Annotated in this window: 17 protein-coding genes and 1 tRNA gene; 5 read left to right on the top strand and 13 right to left on the bottom strand. The window is 70.8% G+C overall.

Going from position 1 to position 14440, the window contains the following annotated elements:
* Nucleotides 1–32: 32 nt before the first annotated feature.
* Entirely contained in the window at nucleotides 33–1055 is a 1023-nt protein-coding gene (locus tag CWOE_RS26880) for a glycosyltransferase family protein (protein WP_012936810.1), read from the top strand.
* A 390-nt stretch (nucleotides 1056–1445) separates the two neighbouring features.
* Here CWOE_RS26880 and CWOE_RS26885 read toward each other — a convergent pair whose 3' ends face one another.
* From CWOE_RS26885 to CWOE_RS26930, 10 genes are all read right to left on the bottom strand, one after another.
* Nucleotides 1446–1892, bottom strand: coding sequence for a universal stress protein (locus CWOE_RS26885; protein ID WP_012936811.1), 447 nt, complete (start codon nucleotides 1890–1892; stop codon nucleotides 1446–1448).
* A gap of 188 nt (nucleotides 1893–2080) precedes the next feature.
* The gene (locus tag CWOE_RS33160) at nucleotides 2081–2686 is read right to left on the bottom strand and encodes a TetR/AcrR family transcriptional regulator (protein ID WP_012936812.1); all 606 of its coding nucleotides are present in this window, start codon (nucleotides 2684–2686) and stop codon (nucleotides 2081–2083) included.
* A 10-nt stretch (nucleotides 2687–2696) separates the two neighbouring features.
* The gene (locus tag CWOE_RS26895) at nucleotides 2697–3254 is read right to left on the bottom strand and encodes an NADPH-dependent FMN reductase (protein WP_012936813.1); all 558 of its coding nucleotides are present in this window, start codon (nucleotides 3252–3254) and stop codon (nucleotides 2697–2699) included.
* Between the two features lie 3 nt (nucleotides 3255–3257).
* Nucleotides 3258–3815, bottom strand: a complete 558-nt coding sequence (locus tag CWOE_RS26900; protein ID WP_012936814.1) for a YceI family protein — start codon at nucleotides 3813–3815, stop codon at nucleotides 3258–3260.
* A gap of 104 nt (nucleotides 3816–3919) precedes the next feature.
* Complete coding sequence (locus CWOE_RS26905; protein WP_012936815.1) at nucleotides 3920–4366, bottom strand: response regulator; 447 nt, start codon at nucleotides 4364–4366, stop codon at nucleotides 3920–3922.
* A complete protein-coding gene (locus CWOE_RS26910; protein WP_012936816.1) occupies nucleotides 4363–5910 on the bottom strand; it encodes a sensor histidine kinase in 1548 nt (515 codons plus the stop codon). Before CWOE_RS26910 ends, CWOE_RS26905 begins: the two co-directional genes overlap by 4 nt.
* A 2-nt stretch (nucleotides 5911–5912) precedes the next feature.
* Nucleotides 5913–7085 carry a PP2C family protein-serine/threonine phosphatase gene (locus tag CWOE_RS26915; protein ID WP_041733778.1) on the bottom strand — a complete coding sequence of 391 codons (1173 nt, stop codon included), beginning with the start codon at nucleotides 7083–7085 and terminating at the stop codon, nucleotides 5913–5915.
* A 145-nt stretch (nucleotides 7086–7230) separates the two neighbouring features.
* Nucleotides 7231–7512: a hypothetical protein gene (locus CWOE_RS26920; RefSeq protein ID WP_012936818.1), complete on the bottom strand. Its 282-nt coding sequence runs from the start codon at nucleotides 7510–7512 to the stop codon at nucleotides 7231–7233.
* Nucleotides 7513–7546: 34 nt separating this feature from the next.
* The gene (locus tag CWOE_RS26925) at nucleotides 7547–8311 is read right to left on the bottom strand and encodes a LamG domain-containing protein (protein WP_041731051.1); all 765 of its coding nucleotides are present in this window, start codon (nucleotides 8309–8311) and stop codon (nucleotides 7547–7549) included.
* 283 nt (nucleotides 8312–8594) lie between these two features.
* Nucleotides 8595–8945, bottom strand: coding sequence for a VOC family protein (locus tag CWOE_RS26930; RefSeq protein WP_012936820.1), 351 nt, complete (start codon nucleotides 8943–8945; stop codon nucleotides 8595–8597).
* A 59-nt stretch (nucleotides 8946–9004) separates the two neighbouring features.
* On the opposite strand from CWOE_RS26930, the gene CWOE_RS26935 reads away from it, so the two are divergent.
* Nucleotides 9005–9535: a TetR/AcrR family transcriptional regulator gene (locus CWOE_RS26935; protein ID WP_012936821.1), complete on the top strand. Its 531-nt coding sequence runs from the start codon at nucleotides 9005–9007 to the stop codon at nucleotides 9533–9535.
* Between the two features lie 39 nt (nucleotides 9536–9574).
* Here the strand turns inward: CWOE_RS26935 and CWOE_RS26940 are convergent.
* Nucleotides 9575–9656, bottom strand: a tRNA-Tyr gene (locus CWOE_RS26940).
* A gap of 95 nt (nucleotides 9657–9751) precedes the next feature.
* Nucleotides 9752–10843: a sigma-70 family RNA polymerase sigma factor gene (locus CWOE_RS26945; protein WP_081425642.1), complete on the bottom strand. Its 1092-nt coding sequence runs from the start codon at nucleotides 10841–10843 to the stop codon at nucleotides 9752–9754.
* Nucleotides 10844–11150: 307 nt separating this feature from the next.
* Here CWOE_RS26945 and mptA point away from each other — a divergent pair, with 307 nt between their 5' ends.
* Nucleotides 11151–12152 (top strand): GTP cyclohydrolase MptA, encoded by a 1002-nt coding sequence (gene mptA, locus CWOE_RS26950; protein ID WP_012936823.1) that lies wholly within the window; start codon nucleotides 11151–11153, stop codon nucleotides 12150–12152.
* A gap of 8 nt (nucleotides 12153–12160) precedes the next feature.
* On the opposite strand, the gene pgsA is transcribed toward mptA, so the two are convergent.
* Entirely contained in the window at nucleotides 12161–12766 is a 606-nt protein-coding gene (pgsA, locus tag CWOE_RS26955) for a CDP-diacylglycerol--glycerol-3-phosphate 3-phosphatidyltransferase (protein WP_012936824.1), read from the bottom strand.
* A gap of 42 nt (nucleotides 12767–12808) precedes the next feature.
* On the opposite strand from pgsA, the gene CWOE_RS26960 reads away from it, so the two are divergent.
* On the top strand, nucleotides 12809–13555 hold the full coding sequence (locus tag CWOE_RS26960) for an ABC transporter ATP-binding protein (protein WP_012936825.1): 747 nt from the start codon (nucleotides 12809–12811) through the stop codon (nucleotides 13553–13555).
* Nucleotides 13552–14373, top strand: coding sequence for an ABC transporter permease (locus tag CWOE_RS26965; protein ID WP_012936826.1), 822 nt, complete (start codon nucleotides 13552–13554; stop codon nucleotides 14371–14373). The genes CWOE_RS26960 and CWOE_RS26965 overlap by 4 nt, the downstream gene beginning before the upstream one ends.
* Nucleotides 14374–14440 lie beyond the last annotated feature (67 nt).

The following is a 14440-nucleotide window of genomic DNA, read 5'->3' on the forward strand; positions in this document are numbered from 1 at the left end:
GGCTCTCGGAGTTCAGGCATGATCAGCAGGGGATGCGAATCGGGGCGATCTTCGAATGGAAGGTCAATGCGCACTACCGCGTGCTGGGGCCGCTCGCGGAGTTGGAGCGTCGCGGCCATGAGGTCGTGTACGCGACCGACGGGCTGAACGAGCAGGAAGCGAGATCGCATCCCGAACGGCTGCGCGGCTGCGACGTGATCTACGGCTACCGCGCGCTCGAGCTGGCGGATCAGCGGGCCGTGGCCGAGGCGGTCAAGGCAGGTGCGGCGTTTGTGTGGGACACCGACGACGACCTCAGTTCGCTGCCGAAGGAGAGCCCGTTCTACAGAAGAACCGGGGGCCTCAACGCCCAACGGCTGTTCGCCGCGACGCTGAGAATCGCGCGCGCTGCGGATGTCGTCACGACGTCGACCGAACCGCTCGCCGAGCGCTATCGGTCGGAGGGCGTCGAGCGCACCGAGGTGCTCGGCAACTACCTCCAGCGCGGTGCGGCACGCGCACGCAGGCGCAAGCACGACGGGATCGTGATCGGCTGGACCGCTGGGCTCGAGCACGCCGCCGAGCTGCCGCGCATCCCGATCGTCAAGACGCTCGAACGGCTGCTCGACGCGCACGACACGCTGCGCGTCGCGACGCTCGGCCTCGCGCTCGACCTGCCGCGCGACCGCTGCTCCCACCAGTACACCGTCCCGTTCGAGCGCCTGCAGGAGCACACGGGCGCATGGGACGTGGGGATCGCTCCGCTCGCCGACATTCCGTTCAATCGCACGCGCTCGAACGTGAAGCTGAAGGAGTACGCCTCGTCCGGCACTCCGTGGCTCGCCTCCCCGATAGGTCCCTACGCCGGGATGGGAGAGGCGCAGGGCGGTCGGCTCGTCGACGACGACGGCTGGTTCGACGCGCTCGACGACCTGATCGGCCACCGCTTCGCTCGCAGACGGCTCGGGCGCAAGGCCCGCGCATGGGCCAAGACGCAGACGATCGACGGCGCGGTCGGCCGATGGGAGGCGGTGCTGGAGGAAGCGATCGAGCGCCGTCGCGCACGCCCGGCCTGAGCAACGCGTCCCAGCCCCGGGCTGTCCGCGTCAGAACCTCGGACACCGCCGAAAGCATCCCACCGGTGGCGTCCAACTGTCCGCTTCGGAACATGGTTTCCACAATGGGGTTGACTGCCGGGTACTCGACTGCATAGGTTTGGGTACGGCCGCGTGTCCGAGGGGGAAGGCGCGCCGGGATACCGGGCGAGTGGGCGGCGCAAGGGGGTCGATGCGAGGGGGCATCGATTGCGCCGCCCACCCGTCCCGGCCGCCTACCCGCGGCCGAGGCGGCGGCGAAACGTGCGCGGCCGGGACGGCACGCGCGCGGGCAGTGCGGAACACGCGCGGGCGGGAACACGCGCGGCCGGGCGGCACGCGCGCGGCAGACGGCGCTGCTGCGAGCCGATGCTAGGTCGTGCGGATGATCAGGACCGAGCAGGGCGCGTGGTGCGAGACCTTGTTCGGGACCGACCCGAGCAGGAAGCGCTTCGCGCCCGTCATGCCCTTGTTGCCGACGACGATCAGGCCGCTGCCCTGCTCCTCGGCGACGTCGAGGATCGCGTCGGCGGGATCGCCCTGGCGCGCGAACGTGCGGACCGTCTCGACGCCGGCCTCGCGCGCGTCCTCGCCGACCTGTCGGAGCGTCGCATCGACGTCCTCGCGCGGGTTGACCGACCACTGCATGTCCCGCGGGACCTCCGCCGCCTCCTCGCGCAGGCGCTGCGCCGACACCGGCTCGTAGGCGCTCACCACCTCGAGCGCCGCGCCAGCGATCCGTGCCAACTCGATCGCCTGTCTGACGGCCTCCTGAGCCGTTTCAGAGCCATCGGTCCCTACGACGATCGAGCCGAACACGCGCCTTCTCCCTTTTCCGTTGGACGGAACGCGGGCGCATCATATCCCCGCGGCGGCGGGGTCGAGCCGGTCTCCTACAGCAGCTTCACGATCGCGATCACGACGCCCGCGAGCACGAACAGGACGATGCCGACCTGCATCCAGATCCACGTGGGCGACATGCTCGGAGCGTACCGGTCGCCGGCGCCTCAGGCCGGCCGCTCCGCGAGCCAGCCGTCGACGTGCTGGCACCAGCCGCTCTGGACCCGCTCAAGCGACCAGCCGAGCTCGCGGCGCATCCGCAGGTGGACCCGCGCCTCGAACGCGGCCATCAGCGTGAGGACGGCGTAGTCGACGTCGAGGCCGGGCGCGACGCCGGCGTCGCGCAACAGGATCGCGAGGTGCATGCGGTAGGCGACGTCGGGCCCGCCGAGCGCCGGGTTGCCGCCCGCGACCGCGAGCGTCTCGGCATGGTCGTCGAGGATCTCCAGGTAGCCGCGGCCGAACGCGTGCAGCCGTTCGCGCGCGGGCGCGCCCGGTCCGAGCGGCGGCAGGCCGCGCACCATGTCGTCCTGGAAGCGGCGGTGGCTCTCGCTCAGCAGCGCGTGCGTCAGGCCCTCCCGGTCACCGAAGCGCCGGTACATCGTGCCCATGCCGACGCCCGCCGCTCTCGCCACGTCCTGCATCGAGACATGCTCGGCGCCGCTCTCCTCGAACAGCCGCGCGGCCGCGCAGAGGATGCGCTTGCGGTTCGACGCCGCGTCGGCGCGCTCGGTCGCCTCCAGCGGTCGTTCCAGAAGGGGAAGCTCATCCATTGCCCTCCCATCATGCCGCGTTGACGGCCGCCTCGCGCGTCTGAGCGAGCAGCGCGCGCACCACGTCTCCGAGCGCCTCGGCCTGGCCGGCGTCGAGCAGCGCGCCGTCGGCGCCGAAGGCGTCGTCGGCGAGACCGATCGGCAGCTCGCGGTCGAGCACGTCCGCGCCGAGGTGCGCGGCGACTCTGCGCACCTCCGCCTGCGCCCACACCGCGCCGAAGAGGCCGGTGCTGGCGCCGACGACGGCGACGGGCATGCCGCGCAGCGGGTGCGTCGCCCACGGCCGCGACGCCCAGTCGAACGCGTTCTTGAGCACGCCCGGCATGCCGGCGTTGTACTCCGGCGTCGCGATCAGAACCGCGTCGGCGGCGGCGATCGCGTCGCGCAGCTCTCGCACCGCGGCGGGCGGCGCGTCGCCGTCGCGGTCCTCGTCGTAGGCGGGCAGGTCGGCGAGGCCCTCCCACAGCTCGAGCTCGACTCCGGGCGGCAGCGCGGCGGCCGCCGCCCGGAGCAGCTTGCGGTTGTGGGAGCCCCGGCGGACGCTGCCCGCGATCCCCAGGACCCGCACCGGTCAGTCCCCTGCGCCGGCGCCCTGCGCGACGAGCGTCAGCTCGATCGTGAGCGTGACGTCGTCGGCGAGCGCCTTGCCGCCGGTCGGCAGGTCGGCGTTCCAGTTCAGGCCGAAGTCGGTGCGGTCGACCGTCGCCGCGATCGCGAGCGCCGCCTTGCGCTGGCCGAACAGCTCCGCCTCCGGCGACCACGTGCCGGTCGCGGTGACCGGCTTCGTCACGCCGCGGATCGTCAGCCGCCCGCCGACCGTAACGCTGCCGTCGTCGGCGAGCGTCACGGAGTCCGAGCTGAACGTGACGTGCGGGTGCTGCTCGACGGCGAAGAACTCGTCGCCGAGCACGTGCTGGCGGAACTGCTCGGGCGTGCGGATCGAGATCGACTCGACCACCGCAGCACCGTCGAGCTGCGCGACGCCGTCGGTGACGGTGAGCGTCGCGTCGACGTCGTCGAGCGTCCCCTTGAACGTCGTCACGCCCATGTACTTGACCGCGAAGCCGAAGCTCGAGTGGACGGGATCGACGCTGTAGACGCCGCTGAGCGGTTGGGTGGCGGTGGCCATGCGAGCACCTCGGAGTAGAAAGCGGACTGGATTCCGCTTTCACCGTATCACGAGAGCGGAATGGGTTCCGCTTATGTCTTTGGCCGCCGTCAGCGCGGCGACAGCTACGGCTTCGGGAGCTTCACGACCGTCACGAAGAACTCGTCGATCTGCCGCACGACCTCGATGAAGCGGTCGAAGTCGACCGGCTTAGTGACATACGCGTTCGCGTGCAGCCGGTAGCTGCGCAGGACGTCCTCCTCGGCCTGCGACGTCGTCAGCACGACGACCGGGATCGTCGAGAGGTCGTCGTCGCCCTTGATCTCCGCGAGCACCTCGCGCCCGTCCTTGCGCGGCAGGTTGAGGTCGAGCAGCACGAGGTCGGGACGCGGCGCGTCGGCGAACTGGCCCTCCCTGCGCAGGTACTCCATCGCCTCGACGCCGTCGGTGACGCACGCGAGCGTGTTGCGGACCTTGTTGTCGTCGAACGCCTCGCGGATCATCAGCGTGTCGCCGGGGTCGTCCTCGACCAGCAGGACGTCGATCGGTTCCATGATCTGAGGGGTGCTCATTCGGTCTCCTGGAGGGCGGGAAGGGTGAAGCGGAAGGTGGTGCCCTCGGCCGACTCGGTGTCGAGCCAGATCCTCCCGCCGTGGTACTCGACGATCTTGCGGCACATCGCGAGCCCGATGCCGGTGCCCGCGTAGACGTCCTTCGGGTGCAGTCGCTGGAAGATCATGAAGATCCGCTCGGCGTAGTCGGGCTCGATGCCGATCCCGTTGTCGGTCACCGCGAACGTCCAATCGTCACCGTCGCGCGCAGCGCCTATCTCGATCCGCGGCCGCTCCTCGCCGCGGAACTTGAGCGCGTTGCCGACGAGGTTCTGGAAGACGCCGGCGAGCAGCGAGACCTCGCCGCGCACGCGCGGCAGCGGATGGTGGACGACGATCTCCGCGCCGCTCTCCTCGATCGCCGTCGCGAGGCTCGTGAGCGCCTGGCTCAGCACCTGCTCGCTCTCGATCGGCTCCAGCTCGCTCGTGAAGCGGCCGACGCGCGAGAACGCGAGCAGGTCGTTGATCAGCTGCTGCATCCGCTTGGCGCCGTCGACGGCGAACTCGATGTACTGCTCGCCGCGCTCGTCGAGCTGGTCCTTGTAGCGCTTCTCCAGCAGCTGGCAGAAGCTCGCGACCTTGCGCAGCGGCTCCTGCAGGTCGTGTGAGGCGACGTACGCGAACTGCTCCAGCTCCGCGTTGGAGCGCTGCAGCTCACGCGTCTGCTCGTCGAGCTGCCGGTGGGCGGTCGTGATCTCCGACAGTTCCTCGACGATCCGGCGCCGCATCGTGTCGACGTCCTCGGCGAGCGCGACGACGTCGCGCGGCCCTTCGCCGACGATCTCGTGCTCGAAGTCTCCGCGCGCGGTGCGGCGGACGCGCCGTGCGACGCCGCGCAGCGGCAGGCTGACGGTGCGGCGCAGCGCGACCACGACGCCGACGATCCCGAGCACGAGCAGGATCGCGATCGCGACGAACGTCGCCGTCAGGAACCGCGCGGCGTCGGACAGCTGCTCGCGACCGGCGTCGCGGACGGCGACCATGTTCGCCTGCTCGCGGGCCATCGCCTCGCGAACGCGGTCGAACAGCGCCCGCCCGAGCTCCTGCTCGGGCTTGGCGTCGGCGGCCGGACCGTCGGCCGCGACCGCCCGGATCGTCGGCTCCGCGTACGCCTCCCGCCACGCGGCCATCCGCCGCTCGACCTCGGCGACGTCGCGGCGGATCTCCGCGTGCTCGTCGATCGCGGTGATCGAGTGCAGCTGCGCGAGCGCATCCGCCGCCTCGACTCGGCCCGTTCTGTACGGCCGCAGGAACGTCTCCTCGCCCGTCAGCGCGTAGCCGCGGACGCCGGTCTCCTGGTTGACGAGCGCGTTGGAGAGCTGCAGCGACGCCGTCAGCGCCGGCCCGTTGCGCGAGACGACGAGGTTGCGGGCGTCGGTGAGCCGGACGATCGCGAGGACGCCGAGCACGATGCTGACGACGGTCACGACGCCGAGCACGATCGCGGCCCAGGTGAACCATTCGCTGACCGTGCGCCGACCGACAAGCGGTGTGCGACTCGCCATCGTCAGACGCTGCGGCGCGCGGTGACGAGCACCATCGCGAGGTCGTCGGTCAGCACCCCACCGTGCAGCGTCTCGACCTCGGCGACGAGGTCGTCGAGCAGCGGCGCCGCATCGCGGCCGCGCGGCACCTCGTCGAAGCGCTCGCGTTCGAGCAGCGCGACGAGCCGCTCGGTCCCGAACCGCTCCGAGCCGGGCCCGATGCGCCCCTCGATCAGCCCGTCGGTGTAGAGCAGCAGCGACCAGTCGCCGGCGAGCTCGACCGCGTTGCCGGCCCAGCCGGTCGGGTCGACGAACCCGAGCGGCGGGCTGACGTGCTCGGCGTCGAGCAGGCGCACGCCGCGATCGTCGGCGAGCACCGGCGGCGGGTGCCCTGCGAGGAAGACGACGCCCGTCGCGCGATCGGGCGCGACGACGAGCACGCACAGCGTCGCGAACATGTCGGGCGCGTGGCGCTCGTAGCGCAGCATGTCCTGCAGCCGCGCCAGGTTCTCCTCGGGTGGGCGGTTGGCGAGCGTCAGCGTGCGCCAGGCGATCCGCAAGCAGGCGCCGAGCGCCGCCTCGTCGGGACCGTGGCCGCTGACGTCGCCGATCAGCACATGGAGCGTGCCGTCGTCCAACTCGACCGCGTCGTAGAAGTCGCCGCCCAGCAGTGCTCGGCGCCGGCCGGGGCGGTACCCGGTGCTCAGCGTGACACGCGGGTCGCGCACGAGCGCCGTCGGCAGCAGGCCGCGTTCCAGCCGCGCGTTCTCGCGCGCCTCCAGGCGCGCTTCGAGCAGCTCCTGCTGCGACCGCTCGAGACGGCGGCGCTCGATCGCGTAGCGGATCGCGCGCGCGAGCATCGAGCCGTCGACGCCGCCCTTGGCGAGGTAGTCCTGTGCACCGGTCGAGACGGCCTCGATCCCGCGGTGCTCGTCGTCGTGGCCGGTCAGGACGACGACGGCGGCGTCCGGCGCGGCGGCGCGCAGCCGCGCGACCGGCTCCAGGCCGATCGCGTCGGGCAGCCCGAGGTCGAGCAGGACGCAGTCGAGCCCGCCCGGCAGCAGCTCCTCCGCCTCGCGCAGCGTGCCGACGTGCAGCACCTCCATCTGCGGCGCCGCGTCGGCGAGCAGCTCCTGCACGAGCACCGCGTCGCCGAGATCGTCCTCGACCAGCAGCAGCTGGACCGGGAACGTCATCGACACGGGCGCGCCGCTTCCGACTGCGGAACCCGGCGTGATCGCCCTCTTGTCTTCGCTCAAGCTCGCCTTCCCCGCATGCCAGCCCCCCGCCTGCCGGCGAGCATACCGGGGCCGGGGGCCGCTGCGTGAAGGCGCCGGGAGCTCAGTCTTCGACCAGTTGGTCGAGCAGGTCGGGCAGCACGCCGAAGAACGCCTCTTCGAGCTCCTCCGGGATCTCCAGCGTGACCGCCTCGAAGTGGCTGTGGTCGCCGTGCAGGTGCACGTGCGATCTCACCGACGCGCCGGCGAGCACGAAGAACGGCAGCAGGCTGAAGTAGTCGAGCCCTTCGAAGTCGTCGCGGTCGAGCCCCGTCTCCTCCAGCAGCTTCCAGAGCCGGTCGTCGTATCTGGAGTCGTCGATGGCGATGCGCGCAAGTTGCCTCATGCGGGGATTGTCGCAGGCGCGCGGAGTCGGGCGTCTAGCGCGCTCCCCCGCCGACGCGCGCGTGCGTCAGCACCTGGCCGTCCGACAGCGCGTACGGGTAGATCGCGACCTCGTCGAGCCCGCCGGCGTAGTAGCGCCAGCGCGACTGCTTGGCGCCGAGCGAGAGGTCGCTGCGCGCCTCCGGCAGCTCGACCGCCGACGGCGACTGCGCGGACAGCCAGCCGTCGACGTAGACGCGCAGCGCGCTGCCGTCGTAGGTCGCGACGACGTGGCTCCAGCGGGTCGCGTCGACCGACGTGCGTGCCGTGTCCCAGCCGGCCTCGCCGTAGCGCGAGAAGACCAGGCCGTCCTCCTGCACGCCGAGCAGGTAGCCGCTCGTCGCGCTCTCCTTCGAGACGATCCGGCGCGTGACGCCGTTGAAGCCGCGCGGGCGAACCCACGCCTCGAGGCTGAACGGCGCACGGCCGGCGAATGCGAGGTGACCGTTGTCGGGCACGTGGACGAACTGGCCGAGCGGCTTCGACAGCAGGCCGTCGAGGTCGATCGCGTGGTCGTGGTCACCGCCGCCGGTTCCGACCCAGTGCGGCAGGCGGCCCATCGGCGGACCGCCGTAGTAGCCGGGGTGGTGGTTGGTCTGGTCGACGGCGACGGCGGCCCCCGGCCGCTCGCCGAGCCGCCAGTACGACGTCGGGCCGTCGCCGAGCACGGTCGCGGCGTAGCCCGGACCGGGCGGCGTGGCGTGGGCGGACGAGACGGCGAGGACGGACAGCAGCACGAGGGAGAGGAGCGCGGCACCCAAGCGGGTTGCACGCGATGACGGGACGCTCGACACGGGGCCTCCGGGAGATCGGCGAGGGAACGTGCGCCGACGGCGCGCGGGTAGGACTACCCGGCGGGGCGCCCGCCCGCCATCGCGCGGGAGGCTGTCTCGCGGCGGTGCGATCCGCTCCGATCCGGAGCGTCAAGCGGGGTCGGGGCCGACCGCCGCCCGCAGGCGCCGATGCCGATCCGGCATCCGGTCATGACGGCGGCGCACACGGCCGCCGGCCTCGGCGACGAGTCGCGCGAAGGTCGTGCTCGCGCTACGTCGTGGCGGCGTCGGTCGACTGGTCCATGACGTAGAGGGTGGCGCCGCCCGGGTCCTGGTAGGTGGCGAGGAAGCCGCCGGGGATCTCCGACGGCTCGGCGACCACGGCGAGCGCCTGCGGGCGGCCGGCGTGGAACGTCTCGACGCTGTCGACGATGAACAGGGGTCCGAGCGGGGCGTCGGGATCGTTGGCGTCGAGCATGAGCTGCGTGTCGGTGCCCGGCAGCGCCAGCGCGACGGTCGCGTCGCCCTCGCGCCACTGCTCGGTGAAGCCGAGACCGTCGCGATAGAGCGCGAGCGACGCGTTCAGATCGGATGTGGGGACCAGCAGGAACTCGAGCTTCATGGCGCGTCCTTTCCGCGGCATAACTTGATTATGCGTGAGCGTAACAGCATTATGTCCGCATGCGCGAATGGATTCCGGTGTCGACCTCCCCGAAGGGCCGGCTCGCGCTCGCTGCCGTCACGGCGTTCGGGGCGCGCCCCTTCGACGCGGTCACGGTCGGCGAGCTGGCGCAAGCGGCATCGGTCACGACGGGCGCGCTCTACCACCACTTCGGCAGCAAGCTCGGCCTGTATGCCTTCGTGCGCGAGGACGTCGAGCGGCGCCTGCTGGACCGGATGGAGGGCGCGATCTCCGCCACCGGCGACGCGGCCGATCGCACCGCGGGCGTGAGAACCGCGCTGGTGGTCGGGTTCGACTTCGCGGTCCGCGAGGGATTCCTCCACATCCTGGGAGCACCGCCCGCCGGCGCGAGACGCGACCGACTCGCCGACGTGCTGAGCACGCATACGGACCCGGTGTCCCCTCTTCTCGGCCTCGTGCTCGCAGCAGCGTGGCGGGCGGCGCTGATCGCGGTCGCCGACGGCTCCGAGCCGCAGCTGGCTCGCGCCGCGCTGCTCGCGCTCGACGTCGCCGTACCCGAAGCCCCCTGAGTGACGGCGGCGTCCCCCGCCGAAGCGGGGGACGTGCAGTGGGCGGAGCAGGATTCGAACCTGCGTAGGCAGAGCCAACGGGTTTACAGCCCGTCTCCTTTAACCACTCGGACATCCGCCCATGAGCGATTCAGGCCGGCGAAGTGTAGCGAGGCCCGCCGCGAGCCGCCGCCTCCGAGGAGGCGGCGGTTTTCACGCGGATCGGGGCGGCGCGTGCTAGGACGCGTCGCGGAGGCGCTGTGCTTCGGGCAGCGCCTCGAGCTTCTTGAGCGTGTGGTTCTCGATCTGGCGGATGCGCTCGCGCGTGACGTTGAACGCGCGACCGACCTCCTCCAGCGTGCGCGGGCGGCCTCCCCCGAGGCCGAAGCGCATCTCGATCACCTCGCGCTCGCGCTGCGGGAGCGCCTGAAGCGCCCGCCGCACGTTGTCGCGCCGCAGGTTCTCCGACGCCAGCTCGAACGGTGACTCGGCCGTCTGATCCTCGACGAAGTCGCCGAGCTCGGACTCCTCCTCCTCGCCGATCGGCTTCTCGAGCGACACGGGCTGCTGGGCCATCCGCAGGATGTCCCGGACTTCCCTGACCGTGCACTCGAGCTCCGCCGCGATCTCCTCCGGCGTGGGCTCACGGCCGAGCGACTGCACGAGCTGGCGCTCGACGTGCACGACCTTGTTGAGCTTCTCCACCATGTGGACCGGGATCCGTATGGTCCGGCCCTTGTCGGCGATCGCGCGCGTCACGGCCTGGCGGATCCACCAGGTCGCGTACGTCGAGAACTTGAAGCCACGACGGTGGTCGAACTTCTCGACCGCGCGGATGAGCCCGAGCGAGCCCTCCTGGATCAGGTCGAGGAACGTGAGCCCTCGTCCGAGATACCCCTTCGCGATCGACACGACGAGGCGCAGGTTCGCCTCGATCATCTGCTGCTTGGCCCGCATGTCGCCGCGCTCGATGCGCTGCGCCAGGTGGACCTCCTGCTCGGCCGTCAACAGGTTGACTCTGCCGATCGAACGCAGGTAGAGCCGGAGCGAGTCGAGACTCGGCTCGACCGTCAGGTCGATCTCCGGGCGCTTCGCCGAGCCGCTGCTGCGGCGCGTGTCCGGCCGTTCCCCCTCCGCGGCGCCAGCCGCAGAGACCGCCGGCTTGCCGTCGGCCTCGACCACGTCGATGCCGTGCTCCTCCAGGTGCGCATGCAGCTCCTGCACCTGTTCCTTCGTGACCTCCACCTCTTCGAGCGTGGTGGCGATCTCCTCGAACGTCAGGTATCCGCGTTCCTGACCCTCGGCTATCAGTTGGCGAAACTCCTCCATCTCCGCGATCGGAGCCTCGTCCGCCAACAGAACTGCAGCCTTCTCCCTCACGATGAGCTCGTTCCTCTTCGAGACGCGATTCGGACCCGCGCAGGGCAGGCCCCCCTCTCCTCAATGCACCTCGTAACTGGACGCTACGTCCGCGACGTCTGTCGCGATGGGCTGAGCCATGTCGTGCTCTCCAGCCCACGAGCGTGGAGGCGGCTTCCAGCCAGGTGCGGATTGATACCACAGACCGATCGCATGCCCAAGCCCGATTCGCGGTCGAGGGGGCGAAGTTCTTCGCCTCGCTACGATTTCCCTTCGAATGACGGACACGCGCACCGCCAGCTACCAGCCGCCAGACGTCCAGGCGGGACTGCCGCCGCTCGAGGTCAGCCTCTCGCGCGTCGGCGTCACCGGCGTCGAGAAGGTCATCCGCATCAGACAAGATGGCGCGGAACAACTCTTCTCCGCCAGACTCGAATGCTTCGTCGACCTCGGGCCGCGCCAGAAGGGCGCCCACATGTCGCGCTTCGAGGAGGTCGTCAACGACGCGATCGGCGAGGTCATCCTCGGCGAGGCGACGTTCCGCGCCGAGACGCTGGCGCAGCACGTCGCCGAGCGCGTGCGCGAGCGCCAGGGCGCCCGCCGCGCCGAGGTCACGATCGAGGCACGCTACCCGGAGCACAAGCCCGCGCCCGTCTCCGGCATCACGACGCAGGAGATCTACACGCTCTACGGCTCGGCGGTCGCGTCCGAGCGCGGCACCCGCCGGCTGATCGGCGTCGCCGCGCAGGGGATGACCGCGTGCCCGTGCGCGCAGCAGCTGATCGAGGGCTCCTCGCGCGAGCGGCTGCTCGCGGACGGCTTCAGCGACGACGAGATCTTGCGCATCTTCGACCACGTCCCCGTCGCGACGCACAACCAGCGCGGCCTCGGCACGCTCCACATCGGCTGCCCGGAGGACAGCGACGACGACATCGACGCGCGCACGCTGCTCGACATCGTCGAGGGCTCGATGTCGTCGGAGATCTACGAGCTGATGAAGCGCAGCGACGAGGGCGCCGTCGTCGAGAAGGCGCACCGGCGCCCGCGCTTCGTCGAGGACTGCGTCCGCGAGATGGTGCGCGGCGTGATCGAGAGATTCCCGCACCTGCGCGACGACTCGTTCTTCTCCGCACGGCAGGAGAACCTCGAGACGATCCACCAGCACAACGTCGACGCCGAGCGCTTCGGGCTGCTCGGCGAGCTGCGGCGTGAGCTGGAGACCGGCGAGCACTCGCCGGCCCACGCGACCCGTCGCGCCTGGCTCGACGGCGCCGCGTAGGCGCCGCGTCACGCGCTGGAAGAAGGAGCCCCCGGGCGAGTTCTTCCAACTGGATCCGAGCCCCCGGGCGAGGATCCAGCGCGGTCGCGCGCGCCGAGCGTCCGCCGCAGGCCGAAGAAGTAGTCGGCGCCCGACGCGACCGTGACCGCGACCGTGGCGTAGACGAGCAGGTCGACCCACAGCACGCTGCCCGCCAGGATCAGCGCCATCACCATCGCGATCTGGAAGCAGGTCTTGAGCTTGCCGAAGAAGCTGGCGGAGATCACGACGCCCTGCGAGGTCGCGGCCATCCGCAGCGCGGTGACGGCGAACTCGCGCGCGATGATCACCATCGCGACCCACGCGGCGACGCGGCCGAGCGAGACGAGCGCCACCAGCGCGGCGATGATCAGCAGCTTGTCGGCGATCGGGTCCATCAGCTTCCCGAACGTCGTGATCGCGTTGCGCGTGCGCGCGAGGTAGCCGTCGAGCAGGTCGGTCAGCGACGCGACGGCGAAGACGATCGCCGCCCACAGGTCGCCGTTCGGCGTCTCGTCGAGCAGCGCGACGACGAGCACCGGCACGAGCAGGATCCGCAGGACCGTGAGGACGTTGGGGACGTTGACCGGGAACATCGGGCACGGAGGGTACCGCGACGTGTACTAGCCTCGAAGGTGATGGACCACGCAACCACTTCCACTCCGGCGCTCGAGCTGCGGGGGCTCACCAAGCGCTACGACGACGGGTTCCTCGCCTTGGAGGACTTCGACCTGACCGTGCCGGCCGGCGAGTTCTTCGGGCTGCTCGGCCCCAACGGCGCCGGCAAGACGACGCTCATCAGCGCCGTCTGCAACCTGATCCGCACGACCGGCGGCGAGATACGCATCTTCGGCCACGACCATCGCAACGCCGACGCGCGCAGGCTGATCGGCCTCGCCGAGCAGGACATCAACCTCGACCGCTTCCTCGACGTCGAGGAGACGCTGCTCTACCACGGCGGCTACTACGGGATGGAGCCGGCTCGCGCACGCAGGCGCGCGAAGGAGATGATGGAGATCTTCGACCTCAGCGGGAAGGCGAAGACGCGCGCGCCAAAGCTCTCCGGCGGCATGCGCCGGCGCCTGCTGATCGCCCGTGCGCTGATGCACGAGCCGCCGCTGCTGATCCTCGACGAGCCGACCGCCGGCGTCGACTTCGAGCTGCGGATCGACCTGTGGCAGTACATCCGCCGCCTGCACGGCGAGGGCACGACCGTGCTGCTGACGACGCACTACCTCGAGGAGGCCGAGGAGCTGTGCGCCGAGATCGCGCTGATCCGCGGCGGGCAGCTGCTCGCGCGTGACTCGGCCGACGGGCTGCGCTCGCACTACGGCGTCGAGACGCTCGCGGACGTGTACGTCAAGGCGATGGCGGCCGCCGCATGAGCGCAACGACCCCGGACGCGCCCACCGCCGCCCCCGGCGGCGGGTCGTCGCTCGCCGACCGCCACCGCGGCCTGATCTCGCTCAGCGGCCGCGAGGTCAACCGCGTGCTGAAGCTGTGGCAGCAGACGATCGCCGCACCGGTAGTCGCCTCGTTCCTCTTCATCCTCGTCTTCGGGCTGTCGCTCGGCAGCCGCATCAGCGGCGTCGACGGGATCGACTACGACGTCTTCATCGTCCCCGGCCTCGTCACGATGGCGATGGTCCAGGCGGCGTACACGAACAACTCCTCGTCGGTCTTCCAGGCGCGCTTCGACCGCTACATCAACGACGTGCTCGCCTCGCCGATGAAGAGCTGGGAGGTCAACCTCGGCCTCTCGCTCGGCGGCGCCGTGCGCGCGCTGATCATCGCGGTCGTGCTCGTGCTGATCTCGCTGCCGGTCGTCTCGGTGCCGATCCACGATCCGTTCGTGCTGCTGATCGCCGTCGTCCTGGCGCTGGTGATCTTCTCCTCGCTCGGCGTGATCGTCGGCGTCTACGCGCAGTCGTGGGACCACGCCAGCTTCGTGCAGAACATCGTGATCGTGCCGCTCTCGTTCCTCGGCGGCACCTTCTACTCGGTCGACACGCTGCCCTCGCCGTGGCAGGAGATCTCGCACGTCAACCCGCTGTTCTTCGTCATCAACGCCGTCCGCTACGGCTTCCTTGGCGTCAGCGACGTCTCCGTCTGGCTGTCGCTCGGCGTGATGGCCGCGCTCGCCGCCGCGATGATCGCCTGGAGCAGCTGGCTGTTCGCGACGGGCAAGAAGCTGAAGGCGTAGTTCAGGCGATCTGACGCGCGACCCAGGCGGCGAAGTCGTCCTCGGTCAGCGTGCCGGCCGCCAGCCG

Origin of the sequence: Conexibacter woesei DSM 14684 (assembly GCF_000025265.1) — a bacterium.
In the GTDB taxonomy this organism is placed as follows: domain Bacteria; phylum Actinomycetota; class Thermoleophilia; order Solirubrobacterales; family Solirubrobacteraceae; genus Conexibacter; species Conexibacter woesei.